At 66.8% G+C, this 18512-nt stretch carries 19 protein-coding genes; 8 read left to right on the top strand and 11 right to left on the bottom strand.

The features are described 5' to 3' along the window. Positions 1–35: 35 nt before the first annotated feature. A complete protein-coding gene (locus tag ACVKXF_RS05255) occupies positions 36–947 on the bottom strand; it encodes a hypothetical protein (protein ID WP_456795073.1) in 912 nt (303 codons plus the stop codon). 176 nt (positions 948–1123) lie between these two features. Continuing rightward, positions 1124–1387 carry a helix-turn-helix domain-containing protein gene (locus ACVKXF_RS05250; RefSeq protein WP_456795072.1) on the bottom strand — a complete coding sequence of 88 codons (264 nt, stop codon included), beginning with the start codon at positions 1385–1387 and terminating at the stop codon, positions 1124–1126. Between the two features lie 299 nt (positions 1388–1686). On the opposite strand from ACVKXF_RS05250, the gene ACVKXF_RS05245 reads away from it, so the two are divergent. Further along, entirely contained in the window at positions 1687–2274 is a 588-nt protein-coding gene (locus ACVKXF_RS05245) for a hypothetical protein (RefSeq protein ID WP_456795071.1), read from the top strand. A gap of 216 nt (positions 2275–2490) precedes the next feature. Further along, entirely contained in the window at positions 2491–3135 is a 645-nt protein-coding gene (locus ACVKXF_RS05240; RefSeq protein ID WP_456795070.1) for a hypothetical protein, read from the top strand. A 345-nt stretch (positions 3136–3480) separates the two neighbouring features. Here the strand turns inward: ACVKXF_RS05240 and ACVKXF_RS05235 are convergent, their stop codons facing one another. Continuing rightward, complete coding sequence (locus ACVKXF_RS05235; RefSeq protein ID WP_456795069.1) at positions 3481–3984, bottom strand: GntR family transcriptional regulator; 504 nt, start codon at positions 3982–3984, stop codon at positions 3481–3483. Between the two features lie 594 nt (positions 3985–4578). On the opposite strand from ACVKXF_RS05235, the gene ACVKXF_RS05230 reads away from it, so the two are divergent. Beyond that, the gene (locus tag ACVKXF_RS05230; RefSeq protein ID WP_456795068.1) at positions 4579–5058 is read left to right on the top strand and encodes a hypothetical protein; all 480 of its coding nucleotides are present in this window, start codon (positions 4579–4581) and stop codon (positions 5056–5058) included. A gap of 89 nt (positions 5059–5147) precedes the next feature. Then, complete coding sequence (locus ACVKXF_RS05225; RefSeq protein ID WP_456795067.1) at positions 5148–5354, top strand: hypothetical protein; 207 nt, start codon at positions 5148–5150, stop codon at positions 5352–5354. A gap of 78 nt (positions 5355–5432) precedes the next feature. On the opposite strand, the gene ACVKXF_RS05220 is transcribed toward ACVKXF_RS05225, so the two are convergent. Further along, positions 5433–5909, bottom strand: a complete 477-nt coding sequence (locus ACVKXF_RS05220; RefSeq protein ID WP_456795066.1) for an N-acetyltransferase family protein — start codon at positions 5907–5909, stop codon at positions 5433–5435. 232 nt (positions 5910–6141) lie between these two features. Here ACVKXF_RS05220 and ACVKXF_RS05215 point away from each other — a divergent pair, with 232 nt between their 5' ends. Then, positions 6142–6393, top strand: a complete 252-nt coding sequence (locus ACVKXF_RS05215) for a hypothetical protein (RefSeq protein ID WP_456795065.1) — start codon at positions 6142–6144, stop codon at positions 6391–6393. 41 nt (positions 6394–6434) lie between these two features. Here the strand turns inward: ACVKXF_RS05215 and ACVKXF_RS05210 are convergent, their stop codons facing one another. After that, positions 6435–6656, bottom strand: coding sequence for a hypothetical protein (locus tag ACVKXF_RS05210; protein ID WP_456795064.1), 222 nt, complete (start codon positions 6654–6656; stop codon positions 6435–6437). Between the two features lie 420 nt (positions 6657–7076). Between ACVKXF_RS05210 and ACVKXF_RS05205 the strand changes: the two genes are divergently transcribed. Together ACVKXF_RS05205 and ACVKXF_RS05200 are read left to right on the top strand one after the other, a co-directional pair. Continuing rightward, the gene (locus ACVKXF_RS05205) at positions 7077–7259 is read left to right on the top strand and encodes a hypothetical protein (RefSeq protein WP_456795063.1); all 183 of its coding nucleotides are present in this window, start codon (positions 7077–7079) and stop codon (positions 7257–7259) included. Positions 7260–7304: 45 nt separating this feature from the next. Further along, positions 7305–7604 (top strand): hypothetical protein, encoded by a 300-nt coding sequence (locus ACVKXF_RS05200; RefSeq protein ID WP_456795062.1) that lies wholly within the window; start codon positions 7305–7307, stop codon positions 7602–7604. Positions 7605–8832: 1228 nt separating this feature from the next. Here ACVKXF_RS05200 and dnaB read toward each other — a convergent pair. The 6 genes from dnaB to ACVKXF_RS05170 all read right to left on the bottom strand — a co-directional run bounded on the left by dnaB (position 8833) and on the right by ACVKXF_RS05170 (position 14267). Beyond that, positions 8833–10197, bottom strand: coding sequence for a replicative DNA helicase (dnaB, locus tag ACVKXF_RS05195; RefSeq protein WP_111083664.1), 1365 nt, complete (start codon positions 10195–10197; stop codon positions 8833–8835). A 649-nt stretch (positions 10198–10846) separates the two neighbouring features. After that, positions 10847–11299: a 50S ribosomal protein L9 gene (gene rplI / locus ACVKXF_RS05190; protein WP_111083665.1), complete on the bottom strand. Its 453-nt coding sequence runs from the start codon at positions 11297–11299 to the stop codon at positions 10847–10849. Between the two features lie 14 nt (positions 11300–11313). Beyond that, positions 11314–11571, bottom strand: a complete 258-nt coding sequence (gene rpsR / locus ACVKXF_RS05185; RefSeq protein WP_017887834.1) for a 30S ribosomal protein S18 — start codon at positions 11569–11571, stop codon at positions 11314–11316. Positions 11572–11621: 50 nt separating this feature from the next. After that, positions 11622–12209: a single-stranded DNA-binding protein gene (locus tag ACVKXF_RS05180; RefSeq protein WP_123311310.1), complete on the bottom strand. Its 588-nt coding sequence runs from the start codon at positions 12207–12209 to the stop codon at positions 11622–11624. Between the two features lie 3 nt (positions 12210–12212). Continuing rightward, positions 12213–12596, bottom strand: a complete 384-nt coding sequence (gene rpsF / locus ACVKXF_RS05175) for a 30S ribosomal protein S6 (protein WP_111083667.1) — start codon at positions 12594–12596, stop codon at positions 12213–12215. A gap of 234 nt (positions 12597–12830) precedes the next feature. Continuing rightward, positions 12831–14267: a CCA tRNA nucleotidyltransferase gene (locus ACVKXF_RS05170; RefSeq protein WP_340196596.1), complete on the bottom strand. Its 1437-nt coding sequence runs from the start codon at positions 14265–14267 to the stop codon at positions 12831–12833. A 110-nt stretch (positions 14268–14377) separates the two neighbouring features. Between ACVKXF_RS05170 and ACVKXF_RS05165 the strand changes: the two genes are divergently transcribed. Next, positions 14378–18439, top strand: coding sequence for a DUF6049 family protein (locus tag ACVKXF_RS05165; RefSeq protein ID WP_456795061.1), 4062 nt, complete (start codon positions 14378–14380; stop codon positions 18437–18439). The last annotated feature ends 73 nt before the right edge of the window (positions 18440–18512 follow it).

The raw sequence follows: 18512 nt of genomic DNA, 5'->3' as shown, positions 1-18512 counted from the left end.
GGACGTTTGGCGCGATTTCTTGCCGCCAGGCGTTGCTAGGCATCGTTCGGCCACACGATCGAGTTCCGGCCGTACGGGGAGAACATATCCGTGAGGAGCGCTTGCCGCCAGAGCATTCTCCGGATGAGCGTCAAGGACCAGAGCCGCTGGTAGCCGCTGGCGTCCAACCGGTCCGCGAGCTCTGTTGCGGGCATCGCTTCGTCACACAGGTCGAGCGCCACCTGCGACCAGCGGTCATAGCTGATGGCGGGCACGAACGCCTCGGTCAGGTTCTCAAGGTTCCGCCGGAATGGGCGGGACATGCCGGTCCAGATGGCATACCCCAGCCCGCGGAGGCGCAGGGCGTCGGCGATGGCGGGGACCTTCCGCATCCAGGTCTGGTCGGCCGCTTCCTCGGGAGTGCGTACGTCGACGATCATCGGCGCGTTCGATGGCCCCATCACCATGACGTCGGGAGTGTGCGTCTTCAAGGGTGCGCCGGCCGGCCAGAGCATGGTGAACGGCTGGCCCGAGATGAGATGCACCGCTGGATGGAAGTCCGCGACGGTCATGAGCGTCCGCTCGTGATGTGATTCAGCGCCAACGTGGTGGCCGATCGTGTGCAGCCAGGTCGCAACTGGCTTGTTGTCTTGGTTCAGGCGCCTGGCGAACTCCCGCATCGACAGCAGCTGGGGCAGGATTGCGAGGTCGAATTGCTCGAGCAGGCTTACCGAGGTCGTCTCACCGTCGACGGTGTAGGCAATTCGGACGTGGTCGGCGAATCGGCACGTGTCGATCGCTAATCGACGTGGTCCCGACGAGGGTCGAAAAACTCGCACGCGCCGCGGATGAAAGTGCGCGGACGACGGCTCATGGACGGGCTTCAAGCGTCGGTCGCCAGGTCCGAACCAGTCGGTGAAAAGACCGAGCGGGTCCACGTTGCGCGTGGCGGGGTCGTCGATCCCCACGCGATCCTGCTGCGCGGTCAACTCGACCAACTCCGAGCCGCGGTCACCGGCCCAAAGGGGCGGTGACAGGACCGGGAGGACACGGGGAGGCGCGAACGCCTCTACGGCGTCGAACGGAGTACTAGGACCGTGCACAGCGGCACGGTATCGTTAACCGCTAGTTATGTACAACAGTTCTATCGGTCGGAGGTCTCGTGGTTCCTCGCAGCACGCACCCACCTGGAGACTGCCATAGCGCTCGCACCGACGGCATCCCCGATCTTCGTTGTGGTCAGTCCGATGTCGGCGGCTTCGACCATGAGCTGCAGACGTCGCTCGGTGGTCTCGCGAATCAACAGTTCTGCATCGCGCAGCTCCTGGAGCAGTTCCGCGGCTCGGGCTTCGTCCAACACGACCTTTCGCGGCGAGCTCTTGCGACGGGAGGGGAGGGGCGTGGTCATCGTGCAGTTCCGGTTCTCTCGGCGAGCATCGGACCGGCGCTTGCGCACCCCGCGGGCACGTGGAAGGATCCGACGCGAATCTCGCTCGGATCGGACGTAGCACTCTGGGTTCTTGTGGGCACTTCACGCGATTTGGCGGTCGCGTGCCACGGGGTCAATGACGACCCCTGTGAGTCCTGCCTACAAGCCATGGTAGCTCCCGGTTCCCGTCGCCCTCCCGGCCCGACTTCCCGCCAGGCCAGCGCCACCATTCTCCCTCGTTTACGAGACGAATCGACAAATCGACGGGCGTCACTGAGATGAACGAACCCCACCCGACCTTCGCCTCGCTTCTTGGTGTCATCGCGCACGGTCGCGACTTCGGCCGAGTCGATGGGTTACTGGCTGGCCCGAATGGACGACAGGCGACGCGCGAGGAGGAGGAGTTCCTCATCCGCTCCGGCAGCTTCACCCGCGAGCAGTACGACGAATCGATGGCAGAAGTCGCTCGCGGCGAACTCGACGAGATTGAGCGCCGCACGGAACTAGAGGGCCTCATCGATTCACTGTCAGCCGAGGAGACCGCGGACTGGTTGGGCATCAGCGACGCGGAACTGCATGCGCTCCTCGTCGAGGGAGCAGTGACCGCCTTCGTCTACCACGGTCAGTTGCGGTACCCGGCGTGGCAGTTCACCGGTGACCCCGCGATGCCGGTCCTTCTCGGCCTCGCGCGACTCACGCCAGCGTGGGGCGAGCAGAAGCACCCGTCCACGATCCTCGGCTTCATGTACCACGCGGACCTCGAGATCGAGGGGACCGATGAGACCTTCACGCCCATCGAGTGGTTGACGATCGGCGGCGACGTCCTGGTCGTCCTCGACTACCTCGAAGCCGAGAGCTGGCGGTAGGAGCACCTCGATGGCACCCGACTGCATCGTTTCGAGTCATGCCATCACCTATAACCGCCCATCCCTGCAGGAGGCATCGTTGACGGCCCCAGAAGCCGACCGAGAAGAGACGACCTGATGACTACACGGCTACAAATCGCACGCGCACGCGCCCGTGTCGCTCTCGCCTTCCGAACCGGCGAAGACCTGCCGGACAACGTTCGGGAGGTTGCCGCAATGGACTTCGCGGACGCCGACGACGCGGTCGCGGTCGCACGGGACCGCGAGCTCGACCCGCCCCGGCTGAGTGGCGCCTTCAGACGACTTGTCGGCGTCCACGCCGACGGTCACGACTTCGGGCCGCGCCACAACCTGCCGAGACCTCGGACCGGGCGAGATCTCACTCCTGACGAGGAGGAGGCTCTCATCGAGGCCGCGTTCGGCACGCGGGAGCGGTACGAAGCGGCGAAGGCTGCTGTCGCGCGGGGAGAGCTCGACGCGATCGAACGTCGGTCCTGGCAGCGCGGACTGAGCGCCTCCCTCACCTTGGAAGAGGCAGCCGACTGGCTGGACACCGGAACCGGGCGGGTCTTGACGCACCTCGCGTTTGGCGATCTGTTCGCGTTCGTGTGCGACGACGAGCTTCGGTTTCCGGCATGGCAGTTCACCGACGACCCGGACAATCCGGTACTGGACTACCTGTCGAGGCTGGTTAGGGCCTTCGATGACGACATGCATCCGACGTCGATCCTCGGGTTCATGACGACACCGCACTCGTACACCCGCATCCACAGCGTACCGGCGACTCCCATCGAATGGCTCACCGCGGGCTGCCGCGTGCAGCCGTTGCTGGAGCTACTGGAGACGCGGCGCTTGAGATAGCCTCCTCGCCGAGGCGTGCATGACGCCGTTCCGTGCATGAACGAGCCCATGTAACAAAGGGGCTTCGCGATCCCTTAGTTCTTCGTACTCGGCGCCCAAGTCATCGCGGAGGTTCTCATCGAGGACGGCCGCCCACATCACTCCGGCACCGACGTTGGAATAGAGCTCGCCATGACGTCGACGAAGGTCGGTCAGTGCCTTCTCGAGAGCGTTCAACGCCATCCCGCGGCTCCGAGCTCTTTCCCATTGCACCATCCGAGGACCGTGGCGCGCTTGCAGCCCTGAGAACCTGGCGGCGCCGGCATCAGGCCGCGAGGCGTCGTACCTAGCGCCTAGGGCGCGCGGTTAGACCTTCGCGAGGGCGCCAGTCGTTGCAGCCGCCGCATCCCAGTCGATGTTTGCGTCCGCGGCAGGGGCGTGGAACTTCACCCGTCCGCGCACCGCGGCCTCGGTCGCCGTGTAAAGCGGGTTGTCGAACCCGGCGATGAGCGCCGCGACAGCGTCCTGCAGGCCCCGGTACGCGTCGACGTCGCGCGCGTCGACGCCAGCTGCGACCTTGCTCACGGCAGCGGCCGCGATCTTCCGCGCATCGGCGGTCGCTTCGCCGGCGTGATCGATCGCCCACGCGTGCAGCGCGGCGAGGAGCATGGCTGCTCGGTCGTGCGCCTGGCCCGAGAGGCTGGCAACCCGGGTGTATCGGTTCGCGGCCATCTCCACGAGCCCTTCGGACTCGAGCCGGGCGATCGCTTCCCGCACCGGAGTACGAGAGACACCGAGCCAGCTCGTGAGCTCCTCATCGTTCAGGCGCTCCCCTGCCTCGAGCGTGCCGTTCTCGATCGCTTCGAGCATCTGCTCGTAGACGACGTCGCGGAGGAGGCGGCGGGGACCTTGGCTGGTCGGAGACTTCGGAACAGGCATGCCGGTACCGTATCCCGGATATCAGTCCGAAGTAAGTAGGAGCGCGGGAAAGCGAAGGTCCAGCGGGTGAAACCAGTTGGGCCGTTCAGAGGACATAGGTGCGAGCATCGCCTCATGCCGATCAAGCGCACGCCGGAGGAGATAGCCAATCAGGGACCTGTGCTCCTCGCTCGACTGGGTCGGTCGTTGACTGCCGTTGAGGGCCGGGAGCTAGGCGCCAGTGAGGAACTTGCGACAGTGCTCCGTATTCTGCTGGACTCGACTAACCAGGGAAACCGGGGCATGGCGCGGTTGGCCGCTGCGGCTCGGGTTCAGCTTCCGGAGGTGCTCGTCTCAGGCGAGCCAGCGGGAACCTCTGCTGCGCCCCGAGACCTTGTCTTCTCGTTCGGAAACCTTCCCACAAGTGAGACACCGGCACCAGGACAGCCGCAAGCTCCGCGGTGGTTGCCGTTCACAGCGTGGGTCGATGCCGTCTCGGTTGTCGCACCCGGATCACAAAAGCGACGGCAGTCCTGGAGCCAGTTCGTGACGCTGATGGCGAATACCGGAGGCGCTCACCTCAGCACCGAGTATCACGACTTCCTCGTCACGAACGACCTGTTCAGCACGATCGGGATGCCGCTGCAGGAGTACTTCCTGCGCCAGGTTGGCTGGCAGGTCGAGCGTGTTCTCGCGCAGATTGTCGCGCAGTCCGGTCACCCCGTCTTGCCGCGTACCCGCCAGTTAGAGCTTCTCCCGCGTGTGCCGACCTGGATGGAGTTCCGGGACAAGCCCGGCAAGTCGCTCGAGATAGCTGTAGCCGTCCATGTCTCGGACGACGCTGTCGCCGAAGTGGAAGTCATGCGCTTCACCGGCCGGGGCCGCGTGCACCGCATGCTGCACAACGGTGGGAGGCCGGACGTCGATCTGCAAGTCCGGCTCGTAATCGACGACCCCACCACCGGGCGGCAGTACCAGCAAGACGCTGAGGTGGGTTCGGCGATGCCCGACTGGTACGGCAAGTAGAACCAGTCACGTTTGGGCGTCTCGATAGCCGATCCGTTACCGAGAACCCAGAGCACTATGGGGCGGTGATGCGTAGGTACCGAATCTGGATGGCGTGGACCATCGGCCCGCTGACGGCAGCCCTGATCGTTCTGACGATCTTGGCGGCAACCACGGACTTCACGCCCTGGCTACCGCTGCTGGCTGCGACCGTTGCTGCCGCTGTTGCCGGAACGATTCTGATCGCGCTGGGACCGCGAGTTGCACGACAGCAGGAACGGCAGCGTCGTGCGCAGCAGAAGCAACGCGTCCGGTAGCCGATCGGCTATCGAGACGCCGTCGGGCGCAGTTCGTCGAGCCGGGAGGGTCGCTCTCGGTAGCCCTCCAGGCTCCGATCAGATAGTTCGGGCGTAGTCGACGGTCGGGTACGGGATGAAACCGAGGGATTCGTAGAGGGCTCGTGCCGGGGCGTGGAACTCGTCGTCGCCCGTTCCGATGTGTACCACGGTGACCCCAAGCTCTCCGAGCCTCGTCAGCGCCGCCAAGCAGAGCGCTCGCGCGACTCCGCGTCGTCGAGCGTCAGGGTGAACTGCAACCATCTCCAGTCGTCCGGAGGTCGCACCGGTGGTGTTCCAGCCGACGTAGCCGAGCGGTTCGCCGTGTTCTTCCGCCAGTGTGATGAAGCGGCCCTCGTCGGGAGCGAGCAGGGAAGGGACTTCCTGGCGGTAGTCGTCTTCCCAGTGCCCATGATCGTGCGCGGTGACTTCGGCCCGTAGCTGCACGAGGGAGCCGGCGAGGAGAGGCCGGAAAGTCTCGATCGTGAGTGCGGTGAGCGCGGGCAGGTCGAGCGGCGTGCAGTCGCGAATGTGCATGGTTGTGCTTCTTTCGTGAGCAGTCTGAAGGCTCCACGCCCGGGGTTGGGGTGGAGGAGAGCGACGGCCAGAGCCGTCCCTTCAGTTGCGCGTGCGCCAGCTCGCGAAGCAGTCCATGTGACCACGGTAATCAGGAGGTGTCAGCCGGGGAAGAGGTGCGTCCTCCCGCGCACCGGTCACCCATCGTCTAACGAGACTGTTCGACGGGTCCTCGTGCTGCCACAGTGGGCGCATGGCTAGAGACGACCGCATGACCCCTGAGCAACTCGGTATGAAGGAACTCCTCGGCGAGATCGCTCCGCGACTCAAGGAAGGATCGCCTCTGCAGGAGGACGTCGAGGCGTTGCACCTCGTTGTCTATACGGCACCGGCGCGCAAGGTTGCCGAGGAGGCTCGCGACCTTGCTGAGAGGCTCAAAGCGGTGCCTGGAATGGGTGACTTCGCTGGACGCCTCCTTGACGATGCCAAGCACGTGAAGTTTTGAGGGCTGGTGGCAGGGAGGGGGCTCCTCCCTGCCACCAACACTCATCGACGAAGCGCCGCGACTGGACTGACCGCTTGGACGAAGGCGACGAGCTGGTCGCCATGACCAGCCAGCATCAGGAGGGCGACGACCACAACGGCGATGGCGGCGACCACAACGGCGAGGGCAAGCAGAGCCAGCACGCCGATGGCGACGTAACTGACCAGGCGCAGGGCGAGCGCGGCAAGCCACGAAGGACAGGTGAACCCGTCCTTCCATCGCACGTTCGCCGTTTCGGGCGGTGTGGGCTCGTTTCCGTCTTCGGGTTGCGTGTTTGAGGGAGGGTGGATAGTATTAGTCAAGTTCGACTCCTTAGGTGGAGCTGCGGTCGAGTTCTCAGGCTCGGGTGACCGACAGCGCGGACATTGTAACTTTCGAGGAAGCCCCGGCTGATGCCGGGGCTTCCTCTGTTTTCGGGAGCCAAAACGACTCCACGTAATATACTTTACCTCAGTTTCACAGGAAACTCAAGGGTTGAGCCGATATCCGCGTATATCGGATATTTTCAGTGCAGTGTTCTTGACGGGGAGCAGGTTCACGCTGTAGTCCGGGCGCCTCACCGTCTGAGCCAAGCCCTACCTGCGTCCTCTGCTTCGTGCTCGCGGCAAGGTGATTCTGCAGTCCTGCGGCCTACAGTCCCCGTCGTGAACGACGCCGACCGCGAGGCCCTGCAGTGGCTCACCGTCGACGAGCTCGCCGCCCCCCGGCGGGCCCTCGTGCGCGACTACGACCGCGAGCTGCGTGCCGAGCGTCCCGATCCAGAACGCGTGTCCGCGATCTGGGCTGAGGCGGACGCGATCGAGCAAGTGCAACGCGATCGTCGATAGCCCTCATATTCGAACATACGTTCGAACTCGTGGGAACATGGCGGCATGAGCAAGAACCGCAGGTACGGCACTGACGTGTCACGGGCTGCGATCAACGAGTTCCTAACCAGGCCGGCGCCGGTGACGCTGACGCCGGAGGAAATCGGTCCAGGCCCCGTCGTGGAGGCCCCGGGGGAGAGCGTCGACGTGTGGCTTCGGTTCGTTGAGATCCGCGTTCAGGAGCGCGCCGTGGTGCTTGCGTACACGGACCGTGCCGTGCAGGTGGAGGTGACCCGGCGCGACGGGTCGACGTATCGAGTGTGGGTGTGGCGGGGTGCGGTGACGATGCGTGGGCGTGACCGGTGACGACGTCTGAGCACCGTCCGAGCTGCCGAACAACGTGTCCGAATCCCTATATCAGGACACGTTGATGGCAGTCGGACTAGTTAGCTGGCGGACGACAGGGCAAGTCAGCTGGCGGACGACACGCGGCTCGCGAGAACATCCCACAAATCGTCTCCGTGATGGTGCTGCGGGTTCGTGCGACGACGGACTGGTCGCAGGTGGTTACAAAGAGGAGACGATGTCAGCCATCAGTAGCTCATCACGAAGACCGTCTAACTCGCCCCGGCTCTGACCGGCACGCTGCAGCACCTCGTCGAGGATCGACGCCACATCCCGAACCGTGAGAGCCTCTACTTGTCTCGTCCCTAACCGACGAAACAAGGGGAACTTTTCTAGCCCGGCCGGCGAAGCGATGGCGGCAACTAAGCAGACATGACCGAACTGCCCTGCATTCGCCGCAGGCTCTTTCTGGGGCGCAATGTGGGCGCACCACCTGACGAAAGCACATGCGGGGCACAATTCGGCCTGCCGGATCACCGGTATCCAGATGGTGTCAGCGGAGGAAATCGAAACTCTAAGGCCGTCCCCGGGGTATGCAAGCACATCGCCGACACGCAAAGCCTCCAGGCTCGCGTATGTCAAGCCTCCGACTGCTCCGATGAGAAGCAACGCTCGAGCGCGGTCCCTATCTGCTCCCTTGAGAGAGACCTCGATAGCCTCTAGCACAACTTCGAGCGCGCGCACTGCCGGGAAGGACTGACGCTTCGCCTTGCGATCTCGGTAACGGATAAGGCTGGAGAGAACAGCAGGCACCGGCGGAGCGGACCTGACACGCGGAAGGTCTGCTTCCACGTGGACTGCATCGATGACATCGATCCAACTCTTGAGTCGGCCAGCCGAATGAGCGAGTGCGCCGGAGTCATCGATTTCCCGGGACCGATCGAGTAGATAGCTTGCAACAACCGGGCCCGAAGCGGGCAGCGAGCTGATCCCGCGCCGTGCACACCACGCTTCGAAATCCGCCCAGGGGTCCGGGGTACGTCGACGTCGAGGCTCGGGGCCGAGGGTGAAGCTCCTGGGTGCTCCGGTGAACGGCACAGACGCCGACGCGGGTAGGTAGGACGGGAACCTCATGACGCCGATCCGATCGTCGGGTCATCGTCCGCCTTGCAGATGGTCCGTCTTACTGGAAGAGACCATCTCTTAGGCGGAGAGACCATCTGGTTGGGACACCGACAGCGACAGACGACTACTGCGGCATGTCCACGAACCGCGAGAACATCCCGTGGAACGCCACGGTGATGGTGTCCGTCGGCCCGTTGCGGTGCTTCGCCACGATCAAGTCGGCCTCACCCTGCCGCGGGTTGTCCTTCTCGTACGCCGACTCGCGGTGCAGCAGGATGACCATGTCGGCGTCCTGCTCGATCGACCCGGACTCACGCAGGTCGGAGATCGCGGGCTTCTTGTCGGCTCGCTGCTCGGGACCACGGTTCAGCTGCGACAGTGCGATGACGGGAACCTGGAGCTCCTTCGCCATCAGCTTCAGTGCACGCGAGAACTCGGAGACCTCTTGCTGGCGGCTCTCGACCTTCTTACCCGAGGTCATCAGCTGCAGGTAGTCGATGACGACGAGCTTGAGGTTGTGCTGCTGCTTGAGTCGACGGCACTTGGCGCGGATCTCGACCAGCGTCATGTTGGGGGAGTCGTCGATGAAGAACGGGGCGTCGTTGATGCGGCCACGGGTCTGCGCGATGGTCGTCCAGTCGCGGGAGTCGACGGTGCCCTTGCGCATGTTCTGCAGCGGCACGCTGGTCTCAGCGGACAGGAGTCGCATCGCGATCTCGGCGCGACCCATCTCGAGCGAGAAGAAGGCGGCGGTCTGGTCGTGCTTGATCGCGGCTGCGCGGCACAGGTCGAGCGCGAGGGTCGACTTACCGAGCGCGGGTCGTGCGGCGACGATGATGAGCTGCCCGGGGTGGAAGCCGTTGGTCAGGCCGTCGAGCTGCGCGAAGCCGGTCGGCACACCGGTCATCTGACCGTCGCGGCCCTTGGCGGCCTCGATCTCGTCGAGGGCGGCGGAGATGGCGTCGGTCAGCGGGACGTAGTCCTCGGTCTGCACGCCGCCGGCGACGTTGTAGACCTCGGCCTGGGCGCTGTTGACGAGGTCGGTGACCTCTCCCTCGGACGCGTAGCCCATCTGCACGATGCGCGTCCCGGCGTCGACGAGGCGACGGAGGACGGCCTTCTCGGCGACGATGCCGGCGTAGTACCCGGCGTTCGCCGCGGTCGGCACCATGCTCGTCACGCTGTGCAGGTACTCGGCACCACCGCCACGGGACAGCAGTCCGGTCTTGGTCAGCTCGTCGGTGACGGCGATGACGTCGGTGGGCTCGCCGTGCGAGTAGAGCGACAGGATCGCGTCGAAGATGACTTCGTGCTTGGGGACGTAGAAGTCCACGCCACGGGCCGTCTCGATGACGTCGGCGACGGCGTCCTTCGACAGCAGCATGCCGCCGATGGTCGACTGCTCGGCCAGCAGGTCGTGCGGCGGGGTGCGTTCCATGCCGCGCTCCGCGTACTCCTGCGGTGCGGGCTCAAGATGCGCGATCGACACACTCTCTCCTCTGTTGAACGACGCGGGACCGGACACGACGGTCCGACACCCGCAACGACTTTCTACCCCCAGCAACCGACATCCCCGAGTCGCTGGGCCAAGCTACGGCCGCAGAGTTATCCCCAACAAACGGCCCTGTGGATAACTCTGTGGACGGATTGCGGAACACGCCGGGATGCTGTGTGGACAACTGTGGATGGTCCTGTGGAAACAGACCCATGGGAACACACTTTCGACCACTTGACCTGGGGTTTTCCGGTTCACACCATGTGTGGAAAAGTGGGGTTCAAGTAGGCGTTGAAGGTTCCGATTTGACACGTTTCTGCTGTGTAAAACGACTTGACAAGTGCCCCTCCTGTGGGAAGTGTTCTCGGGCCGTTCCCAGCAAGCTGGACCGGGCCTGAGAGGTAACCAGCCAGCCAAGCCGAACCCGCCCGTACAAGCCGAGCCGGGCCTCCCGGCCGTTCTGGACGACCGTGCGTTGATGGGGAGCAGAAGATGTCGAGTGGGGGATCGGGATCCGACCTTTTCTGCTCACCAAGTGAACCCACGCACGCCCCGCGCCCCGCACCACGCGGAGCACCCGCCAACGCAACGACGGGCGGGCCTCCCGGAGGAGACCCGCCCGTCGTGGAGCGGAACGTCAGTGCTACTTGGCAGCGACGACCTTGAGCGAGATCACGGCAGTGATGTCCTCGCGCAGACGCACGGTGGCCTCGTGGTCACCGACGGTCTTGATGGTCGCGGGGACCTCGACCTTGCGCTTGTCGAGCGAGCCGACGCCCTGCGCCTGGACGGCGTCAGCGACGTCGCCCGGACGGACGGAGCCGAACAGACGGCCGTCCTTGCCGGCCTTGACCGCCAGGGAGATGGTCGCGTTCTCGAGCTTCATCTTGAGGTCCTGCGCCTCTTCGATGGTGGCGAGCTCACGCGCGGTGCGCGCGGCACGGATCGACTCGACCTGCTTCTCGCCGCCCTTGGACCACGCGACAGCGAAGCCCTGGGGGATGAGGTAGTTGCGGGCGTAGCCGTTCTTGACGTCGACGACGTCACCAGCGGAACCGAGGCCGGAGACCTCGTGGGTGAGGATGAGCTTCGACATGTGTCGACCTCCGATCAGCGGCCGGAGCCGGCGTAGGGGAGGAGCGCCATCTCACGGGCGTTCTTCACGGCACGGGCGATGAGGCGCTGCTCCTGGACGGAGACGCCGGTGATGCGACGGGCGCGGATCTTTCCACGCTCCGAGATGAACTTGCGAAGGGTCGCAACGTCCTTGTAGTCGATGACGCCGACCTTGATCGACTTCGCGGGAGCGGCGTTCTTGCCGCCCTTGCCGCGAGGCTTCCGGCGGTCGCCGGTGCTCTTTCCAGCCATAGTGATTTGTCCTTAGAAGAAGAGTTGTGTGTCCGTCGGAACCAGGAGGATCAGAACGGGGTCTCGTCGTCGAAGTTGCCGCCGGGGGTGCTCCACACGTCGTTCGACTGTGCGTTGCCGCCGCCCTGCTGGCCACCCTGCGGGGACCACGGCTCGTCGGACTGGCCACCAGCGGAGGCGTTGCCGCCACCGTTGTTGTTCCAGCCGCCGTTGCCGCCGCCCTGCTGACCGCCGCCGTTGCCGCCGCCGACCTGGCCACGACCGCCGCCGCCACCCGCTGCGCGGGTGATCTGTGCGGTCGCGTACCGGAGCGACGGGCCGATCTCGTCGACCTCGAGCTCGATGCTCGTGCGCTGCTGACCCTCACGGTCCTGGTAGGAACGCTGACGCAGACGACCCTGCGCGATGACGCGCGAGCCCTTCGTCAGTGACCCCGCCACGTGCTCGGCGAACTCCCGCCACACACTCGCGCGGAGGAACAGCGCGTCGCCGTCCTTCCACTCGTTCGCCTGACGGTCGAACGTGCGAGGCGTGGAGGCGATGGTGAAGTTCGCCACCGCGAGCCCGTTCTGCGTGTAGCGCAGCTCGGGGTCCGCGGTGAGGTTGCCCACCACCGTGATGACGGTTTCGCCGGCCACGGGTTACTCGGCGCTCGCGGTCGCGGTTGCGGACGCGTTGGCGGCCTTGCGGGCCGCACGTGCCTCGTCGCGCTGCTTCTGAGCGGCGACCTGCGCGATGCCCTCTTCGGCGCGGAGGACCTTCGTGCGGAGCACGGCCTCGGAGAGACCGAGCTGACGGTCGAGCTCCTTGGCGGCCTCGGGGGAGGACGTGAAGTCGACGACGGCGTAGATGCCCTCGGACTTCTTGGCGATCTCGTAAGCGAGCCGGCGACGGCCCCAGACGTCCACGTTGTCGACGGTGCCACCGTCGTTGCGGATGACAGCGAGGAACTTGTCCAGGCTGGGAGCGACGGTGCGCTCATCGATCTCGGGGTCGAGGATCGCCATCAGTTCGTACTGGTGCATGCGGAACCCACCTCCTCTGGTCTCAGCGGCCCCGGGCAGTTCCCGGGGCAGGAGGGTTGATGCATGTGCCACGGCACGCAGACACGCGCCGGGCAACCTGCACAGACTACCGGACGGCCTGGAGGCGCGCCACCGGTCTGTGGATCGGCTCGCGGAACCAGGTTCCGGACACCACACCGTGCAATCGCGCGGTTCCGAGTCCGGAACCTGGTTCCGTGGCTGCGGTCGCGGCTGTTAGGCGGTCGCGTCGCGCGCGGCCCACCAGTCGCGCAGGCGCGCCTCGGCTGCGTCCGCTCCGAGGGGGCCGTCGTCCATCCGCGCCTCGAGCAGGAAGCGGTAGGCCTCGCCCACCGCACGCCCCGGCGGGATGTCGAGGATCCGCATGATGTCGTCACCGGTCAGGTCGGGCCGGATCGACTCCAGCTCCTCTTGCTCGGCGAGGACCTTGATGCGGTCCTCCAGGTCGTCGTACGCGAACGCCAGGCGGTCGGCCTTGCGACGGTTCCGCGTGGTGACGTCCGAGCGGGTGAGCTCGTGCAGCCGCTCGAGCTGCGGTCCGGCGTCGCGCACGTAGCGGCGGACGGCGGAGTCGGTCCAGGCGCCGTCGGTGTACCCGAAGAACCGCAGGTGCAGCTCGATCAGCCGGGACACGGCGGCGATCGTGTCGTTGTCGAATCGCAGGGCGCGCAGTCGTTTCTTCGCGAGCTTCGCGCCGACCAGGTCGTGGTGGTGGAAGCTGACGGCGCCGCCGGGCTCGAGCTTGCGGGTGGCGGGCTTGCCGATGTCGTGCAGCAGCGCCGCGAGTCGCAGGACGGTGTCCGGCGGGTCGCCCGCGTGCCGCTCCGCCTCGTACCCGATGGCCTGCTCGAGCACGGTCAGGGAGTGCTCGTAGACGTCCTTGTGGTGGTGGTGCTCGTCGATCTCGAGCCGCATCTCGGGCAGCTCGGGCAGGAACCGCTCGGCGAGGCCGGTGTCCACGAGCAGCCGGATGCCGGGCACCGGGTCGCTCGTGTTCAGCAGCTTGACGAGTTCGTCGCGCACCCGCTCGGCGGACACGATGTCGATGGAGTCGACGAGGTCCTGCATGGCGGCACGGACGTCGTCGTCGACGGTGAACCCGAGCTGCGCCGTGAATCGCGCTGCCCGCATCATCCGGAGCGGGTCGTCGCGGAACGACACCACGGCGGCCTGCGGGGTGCGGAGCCGGGCGGCCAGCAGGTCCTCGACGCCGCCGTGCACGTCGACGAGCTCGCGGGCCGGCAGCCGGAGCGCCATCGCGTTGACCGTGAAGTCGCGACGGAGCAGGTCGTCCTCGATGGTGTCGCCGAACGCGACCTCGGGCTTCCGGGTCTCGCCGTCGTAGACGTCACTGCGGTAGGTGGTGATCTCGACCTGCTCGCCACCGACCCGCGCGGCGATGGTGCCGAACTGGCGGCCGACGTCCCACGTGGCGCTCGCGATCGGCTCCACGATGCGCAGGATGTCGTCCGGACGGGCGCTCGTCGTGAAGTCGAGGTCGGTGACGGAACGACCGAGGAAGGCGTCGCGGACGGGACCGCCGACCAGGGCCAGCTCGTGTCCGGCGTCGGCGAAGGCCCGAGCGAGGAGGTCGACGGGCTCGGTGGTGGCGAGTGCGTCGAGTCGTTCGACGGCCTGGGCAACGGACTGCATGACGGTCCTCATCCTCCCAGATCGACGCCCCGAGTTCTCCACAACCCCGCGCGCACGGGACCTGTTCATGGTCGCGCCTCATACACTCGTGCTCGGCCCGAACCGACCCCGTGGCCCGCTCCCGTATGCACATCCTCCGCACCACGCTCGCCGCAGCCGCGTCGACCCTCGTCGCGCTCGGCCTGGTCGTCGCGCCCGTCAGCACGGACCACGCGTCCGCCGCGACGGTCTCGTCGGCCACGACGCACCTCGCCGATCCGGCTGCCGCTGACGCCGGCAAGGCCACCATCTCGGTCGCTCCCGCGCACCGTGGGATCGTGCAGCGCGACCAGGACCTCACCCTCTCGGTGACGGTCACCAACGACACCGACACCGCACTGCCGGCAGGCACCGCGGAGTTCGACATCTTCCGCTCCGTGAGCACACGGGACGTCCTCGCCGAGTGGCTTGCTGACACCACCACGACCGGTTACCTCGGCGCCCCGATGGACTCCGTGGACATCCCGGCGGTCCCGGCGCACCGATCGGTCACCATCGACTCGGTCGAGATCGTCTCGGGCAACGTCGCACTCGGCGGGTACTCCTCGTTCGGTGCGCGGCGCATCGCGGCGGAGTACACGGCCGGTGAGACGTTCGCCGTCGCCCGCTCCGCGATCACCTGGTACCCGGACTTCGAGCAGGTGCCGGTCAGCGTCTCGGTGGCGATGCCGGTGACCGTCCCGAAGTCCACGGACGGCATCCTCAGCGCGGCCGTCCTGGCCGCCGCGACCTCGGTGGACGGCACCCTCACCCAGCAGCTCGACGCGGCCGAGGACCACAACGTCGCCGTCGCGGTCGACCCACGCATCATCGCCTCGATCCGGATCCTCGGCGAGAACGCCCCGTCCGCGGCGACCGCGTGGCTCCAGCGGCTCGAAGCCCTGCGCAACGAGACCTTCGCGCTGCCCTACGCCGACGCCGACGTCACCGGTCTGCGCCAGGCGGGGTCGGACGGCATCCTCGCCCCGATCTCGCTCGACCAGTCCGTGAAGTCCGAGAACTTCCCCGGTGCCGAGACCCCCGCGCCGACGCCGACCGCCACCCCCGGGCAGACCTCCGGCCCGAGCAGCACCGCGACCCCGAGCGACGACGCCACCACCGACGCCGGCTCCGGCACGGGCGAGACCACGGAGACGCTGCCCACCACGGAGCAGCTGCTGGACTTCCCCTACTCCATGGACTCCATCGCGTGGCCGGCGGACGGCACCGTGACCGCGGCGGACCTGACGGCGCTGCAGCGGGCCGACAAGGACACGACCATCGTCTCGAGCGGGAACACCTCCGCCGGCGCGAACGCCACGATCTCGGCGTCCGAGAAGATCGGCGACGACCACGTCCTCGTCTCCGACCAGTCGATGTCGTCCCTGCTGCGCGATGCCGCGACGGCACCGGACCGCCAGAGCTGGTCGTCGGCGATGTCCGAACTGACCGCGACGCTCGCCACCTCGGCGCGTGACGGCGGCACCACCGGACCGATCCTGCTCACCCTCGGTCGCGACTGGCCCTCGGACTCCACGCGCCTCAGCCAGACCCTCGACGCCCTCGAGAGCACCGCCTGGGTGGCCCCGGCCGACCTCTCCACCACGTCGAAGGCCGTCGCGGGGTCGCTCACCCTCAACAGTGCGTCCACCGGCGCCGACCGCATCGCGCAGCTCAAGCGCCTGGTGCAGGGCGAACAGCGGCTCTCCGCGTTCGCCACGATCCTCGACACCCCCACCGAACTGACGGCACCGGCACGCCTCCGGCTGCTCGCCCTCGCCTCGAACGCGTGGCGCGGCGACGACGAGGGACTCACGGCCGCGGTCGACGCCCGCACCGCGGCTTGGGCGAAGCAGACCACCGAGGTCGGGATCGTCGACTCGAGCAGCCTGACCCTGCTCGGGGACCGGTCGTCGCTACCGGTCTCGATCCGCAACAGCTCGGACTACCCGGTGACGGTGCACCTGGCCGTCCAGCCGTCGAACTCCGCACTCCGGATCGTCCGCAACGACATCGTGGTCGAGATCCAGCCGGACTCGTCCACCCGTGCCACCGTGCCCGTGCAGTCGGTCGCGAACGGCAAGGTCGAGCTGACCATGTCGCTGTCGAGCCCGACCGGCGTCGCCGTCGCGCAGCCGGCCACCGTCGAGCTCAACGTCCAGGCACAGTGGGAGACCGTCATCACCGCCGCCGCCGCGGTCGCCCTGATCGCGATCTTCGGCTTCGGCATCTTCCGCAGCATCCGGAAGCGCATCCGCCGTCGCAACGGCGAACTCGACGACGAGGACGACGACGACCCCAACCGCCCGCTCGCCGTGCAGCCGGGTCCGCCCGGTGCGTCCGCCGCGGCCGGCTCCGGAACGGCCGCTGTCGCGGCCCCCGGAGGCGACCGTCCGCAGGACGCGACCGACCGTGCCGGAGCTGGCCCGGGCCTCCCGTCCGACGCCCGTCCCATCCGTGTCGCGGACGCCCGCGACCCCGAGGAGCAGACCATCAGCGCCACCCAGCCCCAGCCCGACGTCGACGCTGAACCCGTCGCCGAGCGCAACCTGGGGCGGGCGAGTGCGATGCTCGCGGCGGGGACCATGGTGAGCCGCATCCTCGGGTTCGCGAAGACCTTCGTCCTCGCCTACGCCATCGGGCAGAACAAGAGCCCCTCGGCGAACGCGTTCGCCGTCGCAAACCAGCTGCCGAACAACATCTACGCCCTCATCGCGGGTGGCCTGCTGTCGGCCGTGCTCATCCCGCAGATCGTCCGCGCCATGAAGAACGGAACGGACGGCGGGCAGGCGTACGTCAACAAGATCGTGACGCTCGGCGGGTCGGTCTTCATCGTCATCACGATCGTCGCGACGGCACTCGCACCGCTCCTGGTCCGCCTGTACACGACGTCCTCGGACACCCGGGGTCCCGCTGCGACCGACCTCGCCATCGCCTTCGCGTTCTGGTGCCTGCCGCAGATCCTGTTCTACGCGATGTACTCGCTGCTGGGTGAAGTCCTCAACGCCAAGCAGGTTTTCGGACCGTTCACCTGGGCTCCTCTGCTCAACAACGTCATCGCGATCGCCGGGCTCATCGTCTTCATCGCCCTGTACGGCACCAGCGGCAGCGCCCTCGACGAATGGACACCCGCGAAGATCGCGCTCCTCGCCGGCAGCGCCTCGTTCGGGGTGTTCGCCCAGGCGGCGTTCCTCCCGCTGTTCTGGCGGCGAGCAGGGCTGTCGTTCCGACCGGACTTCCGGTGGCGCGGCGTCGGCCTGAAGTCGACGGGGACCGCTGCCGGGTGGCTCTTCGCGATGATCCTGGTGACGCAGGTCGCCGGCATCGTGCAGTCGGCCGTCGCGTGGAAGGGTCAGGGCGACGGACCCGGCAACGCGGTGCTCGGCAACGCGTGGCTCATCTTCATGCTGCCGCACTCGATCATCACGGTGTCCATCGCGACGGCGTACTTCACCCGGATGAGCCACGACGCTGCGCGCGGCGACCTGGCATCCGTCCGACGGAACCTGTCGCTGTCCCTGCGCATCGTCGGGCTCTTCACCGTGTTCGCGTCGGTGGCGCTGGTCGTCGTCGCGGTGCCGTTCGGCCGACTCTACGAGGGCACGTTCGAGAGCGCGCTGCAGGTCGGCGCCGTCCTGGTCGCCTACATGCCGGGCCTGGTCCTGTTCAGCATGTTGTTCATCATCCAGCGCGTGTTCTGGGCCATGCACGACCACCGGACGCCGTTCCTGATGCAGTGCATCCAGTCCGTCCTGTTCGTCATCGGTGCCCTCGCGGTGTCGACGTTCCCGACCTCCGTGATCGGCATCGGTGTGGCCGCGTGCACCACCCTCGCCGGGACCGCGCAGACGATCGTCGCCCTCGTCCTGGTGCGCCGGAAGCTCGGCAGCATCGAGGGACCGGTCGTGACCCGCTCGCACGTGCAGTTCATCATCGCGGCCTTGATCGCCGGTGTCGTCGGCCTGCTGGTCGTCAACTTCTTCGGCGCGTTCTCCGCGGCCGGGTTCGCCATGTCGGACCGCACCGGTGCGCTCATCACCATCGTCCTGACCGGCGCCGTCATGGTCCTCGTCTACTTCGGGGCGCTCGTCGTCGCGAAGAACGGCGAGATCAGGAACGCCGTCGGCATGGTGAAGAGCAAGCTCGGCCGCTGACCGCACGCTTCCCGGACGTCGCGGAATGCCGCGCCGGTACCATGTGTTGACCCGGTCAGCACGCAACGGAAGG

This window comes from Curtobacterium sp. PvP017, from assembly GCF_054060195.1.
The sequence above is the reverse complement of the archived record's forward strand: the minus strand, read 5'-3'. Positions and strand labels throughout refer to the sequence as shown.